The organism is Bacteroidia bacterium (assembly GCA_026932145.1).
In the GTDB taxonomy this organism is placed as follows: domain Bacteria; phylum Bacteroidota; class Bacteroidia; order J057; family JAIXKT01; genus JAIXKT01.
Window position 1 is genome coordinate 17,870 of the sequence record JAIXKT010000056.1, and the last position, 11,264, is coordinate 29,133.

General features: G+C 37.0%; 9 protein-coding genes. 4 read left to right on the forward strand and 5 right to left on the reverse strand.

The features are described from left to right. Window positions 1–489: 489 nt before the first annotated feature. Both LC115_13035 and LC115_13040 read left to right on the forward strand, forming a co-directional pair. Window positions 490–951 carry a hypothetical protein gene (locus LC115_13035; GenBank protein ID MCZ2357592.1) on the forward strand — a complete coding sequence of 154 codons (462 nt, stop codon included), beginning with the start codon at window positions 490–492 and terminating at the stop codon, window positions 949–951. Continuing rightward, a complete protein-coding gene (locus LC115_13040; GenBank protein MCZ2357593.1) occupies window positions 948–1,787 on the forward strand; it encodes a J domain-containing protein in 840 nt (279 codons plus the stop codon). Before LC115_13035 ends, LC115_13040 begins: the two co-directional genes overlap by 4 nt. A 50-nt stretch (window positions 1,788–1,837) precedes the next feature. On the opposite strand, the gene LC115_13045 is transcribed toward LC115_13040, so the two are convergent. From LC115_13045 to LC115_13055, 3 genes are all read right to left on the reverse strand, one after another. Next, window positions 1,838–2,485: a protein-L-isoaspartate(D-aspartate) O-methyltransferase gene (locus LC115_13045; GenBank protein ID MCZ2357594.1), complete on the reverse strand. Its 648-nt coding sequence runs from the start codon at window positions 2,483–2,485 to the stop codon at window positions 1,838–1,840. Between the two features lie 62 nt (window positions 2,486–2,547). Continuing rightward, window positions 2,548–3,864, reverse strand: coding sequence for a ribosome biogenesis GTPase Der (gene der / locus LC115_13050; GenBank protein MCZ2357595.1), 1,317 nt, complete (start codon window positions 3,862–3,864; stop codon window positions 2,548–2,550). A gap of 146 nt (window positions 3,865–4,010) precedes the next feature. Further along, entirely contained in the window at window positions 4,011–4,979 is a 969-nt protein-coding gene (locus LC115_13055) for a YitT family protein (GenBank protein MCZ2357596.1), read from the reverse strand. 250 nt (window positions 4,980–5,229) lie between these two features. On the opposite strand from LC115_13055, the gene LC115_13060 reads away from it, so the two are divergent. Further along, window positions 5,230–5,385, forward strand: coding sequence for a hypothetical protein (locus LC115_13060; protein ID MCZ2357597.1), 156 nt, complete (start codon window positions 5,230–5,232; stop codon window positions 5,383–5,385). A 74-nt stretch (window positions 5,386–5,459) separates the two neighbouring features. Further along, on the forward strand, window positions 5,460–5,813 hold the full coding sequence (locus LC115_13065) for a hypothetical protein (protein MCZ2357598.1): 354 nt from the start codon (window positions 5,460–5,462) through the stop codon (window positions 5,811–5,813). A 24-nt stretch (window positions 5,814–5,837) separates the two neighbouring features. On the opposite strand, the gene LC115_13070 is transcribed toward LC115_13065, so the two are convergent. Together LC115_13070 and LC115_13075 are read right to left on the reverse strand one after the other, a co-directional pair. After that, on the reverse strand, window positions 5,838–10,331 hold the full coding sequence (locus tag LC115_13070; GenBank protein ID MCZ2357599.1) for a translocation/assembly module TamB domain-containing protein: 4,494 nt from the start codon (window positions 10,329–10,331) through the stop codon (window positions 5,838–5,840). A gap of 138 nt (window positions 10,332–10,469) precedes the next feature. Further along, window positions 10,470–10,946, reverse strand: coding sequence for a DUF4258 domain-containing protein (locus tag LC115_13075; GenBank protein MCZ2357600.1), 477 nt, complete (start codon window positions 10,944–10,946; stop codon window positions 10,470–10,472). Between the last annotated feature and the right edge of the window lie 318 nt (window positions 10,947–11,264).

Genomic DNA, 11,264 nt, shown 5'->3' on the forward strand with positions numbered 1-11,264 from the left:
GAATTAAAAAAATAATTTGTACAATTACTTACTTTTTCAACCCAGATTTTAAAAGGGTTCTAATTTGTGTCTGAAAAAATAAAAAAACTAATTTTTAGAACCCACCATAAATAACTCATTACGAATTAGAAGCAAAATATTTGTCAAAAAAAACTATAATTCCCAGATTTCAATAATGCTCACCAATAGAATTATAGCTTTCATGTTTTCTGAATCACAACCGAAAATTTATTTTGGGGCACGGAAATACGTTTTTTTAGCTCCTGATTTTGCCCAGTATTTTCAGTAAAAAAACGGTATCAAACGATGTATTTTCGTAGCTTGATCTGTGGTGTGTTGGGTTTCATTGTTGAATGGTGCTATTTGTGCCTAAAAATACGTAGATTTGGGGGCTGATAGCTTGTTACTCTCAATAAACTAATAAGTGCCCAATACAGTTTAACTATTTTTGTGTCGCTACATTCCTATAAAAGTCGTTTTTATCCAAAGGTGCGTAATGCTTTTCGTATTCGGCAAGAATATGCTATGAGGCATTATGGCTGGCTGACTTTATTACTGTTTTTGGTGCTGTTATACTTAATTAATTACTCTAAGGAGTTTGTTTTAGTAGGTATTTTTGGGGGGATTATTAGCTTTGGGATAGCCAATGTATTGGCAGGGGTTTCTATGCGCCGGCATTATGCCGAAGTCTTTTTTGTAAATGAGCAGTTTTGCATACTATCTGTTTATGATTTGGTTTATGACCAATCTCAGCAGGCTTTTCCGGTATTGTATGGAAGTCCACAGCGCACTCAAGAGGGTATTCAGCTAAATTATCATGATCAAGTAGTGATTCTCAGGGATGCCGATTGGCCTCAAATTCAGGAAATATGGCAGCGTTTTTGGCTTACGCAGTCTAATAATCCGTTAAATACCGGCTATAATGAAACCTTAGGCTCAGATAGTTTATGATAAATTCCCAAGATTATTATAAAATATTAGGCGTTAGCCAAAAAGCTACTTTAGAAGAAATTAAAGCAGCTTATCATTCATTAGCGAAACAACACCATCCGGATAAAAATAATGGCAATGCGCAATCAGAAGAACTTTTTAAGCAGATAACGCAGGCTTACGAAACACTTAACGACCCACAAAAGCGCAAAGACTACGATGCTAAATATGCGAAAGATTATCCGCCGCAGGCAGAATTTAGTGGCTTTAATGAATATCAGCACCTTTTTGAACAGGTATTTACTCGTAAACAAAGTTCTCGTAGCCGCGTACCCAATTCCGGAGATTATGAAGCCAAAATCCAAATTAGCCTCTTAGATGCGTTTCAAGGTGGGGAAAAAATCATTACGTTGCAAAAAAAGAAACGGATTCGGCTTCGTTTAAAACCCGGTATTAAAAACGGACAAGTTCTTCGCTTAAAAGGATACGGTGCGCCCGCCCGCCCTGGACTCGCCGCCGGAGACCTCTTCCTGAATATCGTAATTGAAAAACACCCTCTCTTTCATTTAGAAAAAAATGACCTGCATACCCAAGTAAACATCTCTGCTTACAAAGCAATACTTGGCGGCGAAGTTATCTTTAAACATCTAAACGACCAACCTATTAAATTAACACTTAAACCCGGAACACAACCCGGAACTACCATAAAACTGCGTGAAAAAGGAATGCCTGCCCAAAATACCCACGCAACCGGAGACTTATACGTCAAACTAAATATCCTAATCCCAACCAACCTTACAGAGCAAGAACAGCAAATAATCGCTGAATTAGAGAAAAACAACCCCAATAAACTCTAAAAACAACTGTAACTAACTACACACTAAAAAGTTAAGAAATAACTTATCCCCTATAGCTGCCAGCCATCTTTACCGATAAGCGGCACAAAGCTAAAGTAGTCAAGTTTTTCTTCCTGAAAATTTTGCTCTCCTGTTTTAGTTATACGAACCATCCGTTGTCCCTTTTTATCACCTACCGGCATCACTAAGAATCCTCCTGTAACTAACTGGTTTAGAAGTTCTTGCGGGATATATGGCCCTCCGGCAGTTACTAAGATTTTATTATATGGTTGATAGCTTGGCCAGCCCAGCGTTCCGTCTCCCAGTTTCAGCAAAGGGTGATAGCCTTCTTGCTCCAAAATACGTTTTGCGCGTTTATGCAGAATTTGGCTTCGTTCTATGGAAAACACCTGTGCTCCCAATTCACATAGAATTGCGGTTTGGTATCCAGACCCCGTTCCAATCTCTAATACTTTGTCTTTGGCTTTTAAATTCAAAAGTTGTGTTTGATAAGCTACTGTAAATGGTTGAGAAATTGTTTGGCTATCCTCAATTGGCAGTGCTAAATCTTCATACGCTCGCTCAGATAAAGCAGTATCAATAAAATGATGACGCAAAACTTTATTCATAGTGCTTAGTATCAAAGAGTTAGTTATTCCTCTTTCAGAAAGTGATTTTATCAACCTTTCCCGAAGCCCTTTAAGTTTAAAAGTATCCATTCCAATCTATTGAATTAATTTGGCCGGTTTCCATCTTATATTATTCAATATCTGTTTTTATCCTATTTTTCTCGTAATAAAACAGTGATTGGTAAGCCTTCAAATCCAAAGTTTTCACGGATGATGTTTTCTAAAAATCTACGATAGGTTTCCTTAACCTGTTGGGGATAATTTGCAAAGAATATAAACGTTGGATTTTTAGCAGATACTTGAGTTATGTATTTGATTTTAATTACGTTACCGCGATGTGATCCTGGGGGTTTTTGGGCAATGATGGGTAGTAATAGATCGTTGAGTTTTCGGGTAGGGATTCTGGTATCTCGGTTTTCAAAGACTGCAACGGCTTTTTTTATAGCTTGAAAGATGCGTAGTTTTTCGGTAGCAGATACAAACAAAATCGGAATGTGCGTTGCCGGCTGTAGTTTATATTGCAGTTCATGGTAATATTTTTGCACCGTTTTGGTCTCTTTATCTGGAAATAGATCCCACTTATTCACCAATAGAATTATTCCTTTACGGTTTTCTTCGACGTGCCTAATAACGTTTAGGTCTTGCCTTTCAATGCCTTGTGTGGCATCAATCATTACCAATGCGACATCACACTGTTCAATGGCTTTTAAAGTTCTGACGGTTGAGTAAAACTCTATATTTTCTTGTACTTTGGCTTTTTTTCGGAGGCCGGCAGTATCTATCAGGGTTATTTCTTGTCCAAATGCTTGGTAGTGAGTGAAAATACTATCTCGCGTAGTTCCCGGAATATTTGTAACGATATTATTTTGGTATCCTAATAGGGCGTTCACGAGGCTTGATTTTCCGACATTCGGTTTTCCTACGATGGCAACTTTGGGGATTTTGGTTTGTGTTTCGGCCTCTTCTGTATCCTGCTTTGGTAAATGAGCCACAACGGCATCTAAGAGGTCGCCTGTTCCGGATCCTGAGATTGCAGAAATTTCAAAAAAAGTGCTTAGCCCAAGTCCATAAAACTCTGATGCTGCTAAGGAACGGCTTTGATTATCTACTTTATTAACGACCAGAAAGATATTTTTGTGGTTTTCCCGTAATATATCAGCTACAGCGGTATCATAGGGTGTTAAACCCACACTGGCATCTGTCATAAATAGCACTAAATCAGCTTCTACAAGTGCTATTTGTACCTGCTCTCGGATGGCGGATTCAAATAAATCTTTTGAATCCGGCACATAACCGCCGGTATCAATTACGGTAAATCGGCACCCTATCCATTCACAGATTCCATAGTTTCTATCTCGGGTTACTCCGGGTTCGTTATGAACTATTGCCTGCTGCTGCTCTATTAAGCGGTTAAATAAGGTGGATTTCCCCACATTCGGCCTGCCCACTAATGCCACTACTCCACTCATCTCTACTAAAAAACCTGCAAAGATAACTTTTCCCGTTCAAACTTAGCCAAATAGAAAAAGTTTAACATTAAGTGTCTTATTATTAGATAATTATTTTGAAAAATATAATCTTATTTAACCTATTTTTTAGGCTACTCTAAATGGTATTAATGTTTATATGGCCTTTTTTTTATCATTCCGCCTGTGGTGTCTTTAACGCTACTCATAACCACAAATGCCTCAGGATCAATTTTTTCGATTTCTGAATTGAGTTTACCTACTTCAAGTCTTGTGATTACCGAAAACACAATGTCTATTTGATTGGTGTGGCCATGTTTTCCGAAACCTCTTTTTCCGTTATAGACAGTAACTCCTCTTTCCATTTTTTGGATTATCATGAGCCTTATTTCTTCACTATACGAAGAAACGATGGTAACTCCAATGTATTCTTCAATGCCTTCTACGATAAAATCGAGCATTTTGGAGGCTGCTAAATAGGTAATCATTGAATACATTGCTATTTCAATAGAGAGAAAATAAGCTGCTGCCGAGAAAATAATTGCGTTTATCGCCACAATAATGTCTCCTATGGTAGCTCCTAATTTGCGGCTTAGGAAGATTGCTAAGACTTCTGTTCCGTCAATAACGGCTCCACCTCTTACCGCAAAGCCAATTCCAGCTCCCAAAAATGAGCCGCCGAATACTGCCACTAATAAATTATCATCCGTAATGTTGGGAAAAGTTACCGTAGCAAGGCAGAGAGCAAGGCCGGTTATGGCTAATGCCGTTTTGATAGCAAATTGCTTACCTATAATAGTATAAGCCAAAATAATAAACGGAACATTAATACCGGCTACTAAATATTGAAGTGGAATTTTTGTTAAAGCTGTAATCAACAATGAGATACCGGTTACACCTCCATCAATAAAATTATTAGTTAGTAAAAAACCTTTAAGTCCAAATGAAGCCGAAAAAATACCGGCGACAATGAGCAGGAAATCTTTAATGTGTCTTCTTAGCGTTATTGCAAAATCACGGCGAACTTTTAAAGCTCTATAATCCGAAAATTTGGTTTTGTTTTCCGGTATTTCCGGCTTAAAAGTATTTTGAATAGGTTGTATTTCAGGTAGTTCCATTTGTACATATTTGCAAGTCATCTTATTTAGCAAAAGAATATTATCGTCTTAGCGCATGAAAATGACTTTTCATGAAAATATTAAATTGTCTTTTGCTTGCAAGTTAAACATTTTAGAAGAAAATATGCTTGTGGTTCAAAAAGTATGCAAGCTATGATTTCGTTGGTGAATCATGATTGCAATTATGGTATCATGGTTTTCTTGGAAAATCAAGTAGCCTTCCTGACAAATCTTCTGCTTCTGGCTCATAATGAGTTATTTATATTTATTTTTAGCTATTTTTGTGGTTTGGCAAAGAGGGCAAGTAACCCTTAATTTGACTTCCGGCATAGACTTACTTTTTATTGCTGAAAATTTCATCATACTTTCTGAACCACAGCCAAATTATATTTTTGTTGTGTATTGAATTGGATAATAGAAAACTACCGAAGTATTGTTTTGATAATTCACTAACTTTGGGGCACTGCTAATGTATAAGCTATGGATGACTTTATTGGGCTAATTGCTGTTACTTTGATATTCTCAATACCTATTGTTGCGATTGTAGGAAAGCAGTTTCTAAAATACAAGCAATTAGAGTTAGATAAAATAAATGCTTCCAAGAATACTGGAATCCGGGTAGGAACAGCAGATTTGGATGTTATTAAGCGAGATATAGCCCAAGTAAGCCTTGAAAATGAAAAGTTAAAGAAGCGTATTTCAAACTTAGAAAAAATCATCAATCGAGATGAGTTAGCTAAGCTAAATACGCTTTCCGGCATTGATAATGAGATTATTGATGCTGATGCACAACTTAATAGTGAAATTCTTGATTCCCAAAACACGAAGAATTAAGTGTTTGTTTTCTATCCGATAAAGTTAGTCAGTAAATTTTGGTTGATTTTTTTTTCGTTTTCGGTTTGTGCTGAATAGCTGGGCTATTTTGTCAAAGTCTTTTTTGTAGAAAATACCTACGCCTCGGTTTATAGATACTACTGCGTTGGATAGCCCCACACTTTCTCGAGTGAAGATTTCAACAACAAGGGTTCCGGTATTGCCTTTTTGTGGGTTTATAGAGTCTGACATTGATTTGGGGAGTATTCGGATAAGTATGTTGATGTTTCCTACGCTTAGGTCTCGGCTTGCGGAGTTTACGATAGCTCCGTATCGTTCAACACTCACACGGTCATTAAAGAGGCGAGCCTTTAAGGCAAGGTTTAAGTCGTTAAAATTAGATGAAGTAATCGCTAAGCCGATTTTTTCATCCATGGCTTGCCCCAGCCAGTTATTTAGCTGGCTGGAAATAAGTTCTGATAAACTGGATGAAACACCTTGTTTGGCTCCACCATCACCAAAAAAACTATTGGTCGGTGCAAATCTACCAAAGAATAATAGGCTGAAAACCTGACGGTTTAGCTCTTGTGCATCATTTTCTATGTTTTTTAGAATAGATAAAAGTTTATAAGTATCTTGTTGGTTTAGGTTGGGCATTAAGATACTTAGTTCTATATGAGGTGAAAATAATGATCCGTGGATGTGCATAGCTACTTTTATGGGGATTTTATTAGCTGCACTTACGGTAGTGTCTAATTGCTGAATGCTTGCATTTACCCAATATTCAGCATTGATGTTTAGCTGGGCATCGTAGGGGTTTCCGTTCCATGTTATCAACCCTCCCGGCTCTAACACAAATTTTTTCATTAAAACATTTTGGGCGGTAAAGAGATATTCTCCTTGCTCTATTTCATACTGCCCAAACATATTGAAGTCTCCCTCTCGGTTGAGTGTTAAGGTAATATCTCCGTTTCCTTTTCCCTTGATTACATCGCCGATTTTTTCGTCAAAAATAATATTGACCGTAGATTCTGAATTTATTTCTAAGGATAGGTTTAGGCTGATTCCGGTTAGGCGTTTTTGGTTTTGTTTTAAGGCGGAGTCATTTACTGATCCTTTAAAGTAAACGAAATCTAAGCGGCTTCCTTGGTTATATTCACTGATTGGTATGTTGATTTCAGTGCCTTTTCCGGCCACTACATCTGCTAATATTTCTAATTGTTCCGGTGTGCCGGTTAAGGCGGCAACGCCTTCACGGATTATGGCGCGGCCATAAAACAACTCATTATCCTTAGCAGTAGTGTTCATTAGTGTAAAGTCCTTTATTTCACTAAATTGTAAATCAAGTCTAAATCGTTTTAAGCCGGAATGATAAATGTATCCGTTTAGTTTTGCCTGATGTCCTTGATAATCTTTCAGGATAAGTTCCGGAAAAATTATCGCATTTTTGGTAAACTGAATGAGGCCGTCAAAGTGATATTTTGCTTTAAAATAATTTAATCCGAAGTTTACGCCTGAAAAATTTCCGTTTCCTTCGATGTTGGGGTCTGTAAGCGTGCCGCCGACGTGCAAACTTTTGATAAATACTTTTCCATTCAGGTCATAGACATATTCTTCTATGAATGGCTGTGCCAATTTTAGCGGTAAGTTATGTGTTGAAAGCTGAAAATCCAGTGAATTGTTGTTGGATTTTGGGTTGTAGAAGCCGGATAGGCCAATCAAGGTATCTTGCTGGCGCAGCAGCCATGAAGAAAGTGCTAATCTATTTTGGACATTATTCCAGTCAGATTTCACCACAATATCACCGTACTTAAGCCGCCCATATTGAAACTGATTAACCCGACCGTTAAAAACAATCAACGGATCTGAAAATAATTGCTGAATTGTAACTACAAGATTAACAGAACCATAGACTCCTAAGCCAACCGGATAAATCTTGTTTATAATAGCTAATGATACATTTTGAAAGGTAATCTGAAAATAATCTTTGATATTGGGCTGAATATCTCCGTCAATAAAAACTCTTTGGTCTTGGTAGGATAAGGAAAAGCCGCTTAGATGTAGATTCCCCTTGTTGATTGTCAGTAAATTATTTTGGGAAAAACTCCACCAAGAAGTTCCGACCTTTACATAAGAATCAGCCGAATCTAATACGGCAAACATTCCTTGTGGTGTAAAGTCTGCGGCTCCATTTAGGCGAAATTCGTTTTTAAGTGCCGGCTGATGAGCGGTTAATTGATACCGGATATGTTCATTTTCCCACCGTAATTGGTGCTGAATATTGGTAAAAGACAAATCCGGCACAGGCATTACTTTATCTGCCGAAGTGTGGCTTCTTACCTGAAATGAGTTTTTCCAAATATCTTTTTCTATCCGAAGGTCTAACTGGGCGTATTCTATACCAACTCCAGCTATTGCCATTGAATCAGAAAATAGGTTCAATTCTAATTTATATTTATCAGAAACTTTAAAAAATACCTGTAAATGAGAACCCTGCTTGATGCTGTATTTTGTGTTTAAAAAAGTGAATAGTTGATTCACTTTGGTGGCTTCTACGTCAATAAATAGCTCTACGGAATCTTGCAATGGCTTTTTCTGGGCATAATATGTGGCTATTTCTTCGGGGTTGTTTCGTAAAAACAACTCTGTTTCGGTAATTAAATTCTGTATTTGATTATAGAGGTGGGCATAAGTAAAGCGGCCATTTAGTTTGATGTTAAAAGTGCCGCTGGTAAGTTCAAATTGTTTGCGTTCTTTGGTGTTTTCTAATGTATGAACAATGATATTTTTGAATAGAAATTCTTGTTTTGTTCGGGTGTTGAGCAGTGTTGAGTTAAAAAACTTGAGGTCTCCATTTAGCTTATCTAAGGAGTCTCCGTATAAGTCTAAGTTAATGATAGACGTAAGCAGCAAGCTATCTGCAATGAGTTCATAGTGGTTTAGATTAACTTTGTTGATGTCGCCGAGCAGCTTGTAGTGTGGGATAGGTTGTCTATAATCAATTTCTAAGTGTGTGTTAAACGAGCCTTCGTGGTCTATTACGAGTAGGTTTCCGGTTATTAGTTTTTGGTCAAAGATAATGGAGCCGGCAATGCTGTCTATGCTGTGTTTTCGGAAGTTTGAGCGGGTTGCGAAAAAGTCTGCTTTAAGGTTAGCTTTCTCGTCAAAGCCACTTCCGCTGACCGAACCTTTAAAGTTTAGGCGGTTGCAGATATTTTTAGTACCGAGCAAAGAATCCAGATTCAAGTCGCTGGTTTCTAACCAACCCTTGTATTGGATTGGCTCTTTAGCCGGAATTTTTAGGTTAATATTAGAAACAAACGCTCCTAATGGAGAAATAAATTTTCCGTCTGCTACAAAGTCATTTACAAAGCCACTGAAACGAGCATCAATTTTAGTGCGCCCTAAATTGTTGGCAACTTCCGAAAAAGTTACCGTAGGTAATAGCGATATTAAATCTTGATTACTCACATAACTATCTGATAAATCGGCTATTATGTATAAATTTGGGGAGGAAAAGTCTCTGATAGAAACATCGGCGTTCAGATACGTATCTTTCCCATAATGAATTTCAAGGTTTTTGGTGCGAATTTTATGTAAATTCATAGACACATCTCCCTTAAACTGCACCAACCCTTTCAGCGGAATTGAATCTACGGGTATAAAATGATTAATTTCGTGAAAATCAACCCAAGACTCCCTGAAATGAATGCGATAATCTTTGGGATCTTGCCCGGTAAATAAGTCTTTTAGGTTTTCATCTGAAAGAACTGCGTCAAAGTTTAATAAAGAATTGCCTAATTTTATTCTTGTGTTGTGTAAATGTATATTTGGCTGCTTGGTAAATGATACATCCGGAAAAGTTTTGCGCATATGAGCAAAATGATGCATCCCTTGCGAAAAATCTGCATAAAATTGAGTACGGAATGAGTCTATGTGAAAACAGGTTGCAGGCTGGCGCAAAGAAAGTTGCTTAATATTACTGCTCAAAAACTCACCAGCTTTAAATTGTAAGCCTAAGTCAATATTCACAGAATCTACCTGAATATTAAAATAGTTCATGTGGCTTGAACTTAGCACTAAGTTTCGGGGCGGCTCTAAGGAATCTGTATAGGAAAAAGTAAAATTTCGGATAGCTATATTGGGAAAGTTTAAGGCCACCGGCCTTGACGGAGTTGTGTCTTTGGGGCTATCTGAGCGAAATAAAAAATCAATATTGATACGATTATCAGCCGTCCTTTCATAAAGGTGCAGTTCGCCGTCATCTAAAACTACCCGCGAAATAGCTAAGCTCCGTACTAACTGCTTAGAATCAAGCCATTCATACCAAGGAAAATCTATCAGGCTTAAAGACAATCTTTTGGCTACTATCATAGCCGCATTATTTTGGTCTCTGATAACGACCTGCTCTAAAACCAAATAATCCGGAAACGCTAATGCTATCTGCTTAACCTCAACCGGAGTGCCAATAGCTTGGGATACTGATTGCCTGATGATGGGGAGCAGAAAATTTTGTACCGCAGGTACTCTGACTAACACAAACGCAGTAGTAATCAACAAGATAACGCATACTCCGAATATAATAAATATCTTACGAAAAAATAATTTGGTATGCCTAATCAAGATAACTCTCCTTTGAAACTACTAACAGTATATTTCTTCAATATATCTTATTTTTCACTTTTTCTTACATTCAGCGCACTCAGGGGCATCTCTTTTTTGATCCCTATTGATAACGGTTATTACTCTTACAAAATTAGCATAATCTGCAAAAACCAATCGGATTTTTCGGTTATTAGAGGCCGCTTCAAGAGCATATACCGGAGGGTTCGCCGTTAATTTAGATTTTTTAGTATTTAGTCTGCCTTTTTTTAGAACCGTTTTAACATCTCCGATATTGATATTTCGGCACTTCATCCGGCATTGGGCGTGTTTCGTTAATTTAATTTCTTTATTTCGGATATTGATAAGTTTATTATCCGAAGGATCTTTATCATTAATGGTGTCTTTGTCATCATTCGGATTATCAGATACATATTCATCTTCATTTTCACCGGTATTATTATCGTTATTGGAGTTATTACACGCTGAAAATGAAGTAATAACAAAGATTAACCATAGCCGAAATAAAATACTTAGTAGTCGTTGTTTCATATTTTTTTGCTTAGTACGTATTTTTAACTAAAATTGTTTGTTACAATCTAAACAATCTGTATATTGCTAATAAAATAAATCAATAATAGTTTTAATTAGGTGTAAAATAGTAATTTCCCTTCTTTATTGAAAGGCAAAGATAGCTAAAAGTAGATAAAAAAAGTCTGAATTTTAAAACTTTTTGTATGAAGTTGTTTAAACTTAATTGAGAATAGAAGAAGTTTCAGCAATTAAGGGTTTTTGTTTGGGTCAATCCTAATTTGTGGGGAGTAATTGTTAAAAGTGGTATGTTTGAAGCAATAAAAAACACTTAGCATC

Excerpts from the sequence above, each read along its gene's own strand:
- LC115_13040 (MCZ2357593.1), top strand. The coding sequence starts at position 948 with ATGATAAATTCCCAAGATTATTATAAAATATTAGGCGTTAGCCAAAAA.
- LC115_13045 (MCZ2357594.1), bottom strand. The coding sequence starts at position 2,485 with ATGGATACTTTTAAACTTAAAGGGCTTCGGGAAAGGTTGATAAAATCA.
- der (MCZ2357595.1), bottom strand. The coding sequence starts at position 3,864 with ATGAGTGGAGTAGTGGCATTAGTGGGCAGGCCGAATGTGGGGAAATCC.
- LC115_13055 (MCZ2357596.1), bottom strand. The coding sequence starts at position 4,979 with ATGGAACTACCTGAAATACAACCTATTCAAAATACTTTTAAGCCGGAA.
- LC115_13060 (MCZ2357597.1), top strand. The coding sequence starts at position 5,230 with ATGAGTTATTTATATTTATTTTTAGCTATTTTTGTGGTTTGGCAAAGA.
- LC115_13065 (MCZ2357598.1), top strand. The coding sequence starts at position 5,460 with ATGGATGACTTTATTGGGCTAATTGCTGTTACTTTGATATTCTCAATA.
- LC115_13075 (MCZ2357600.1), bottom strand. The coding sequence starts at position 10,946 with ATGAAACAACGACTACTAAGTATTTTATTTCGGCTATGGTTAATCTTT.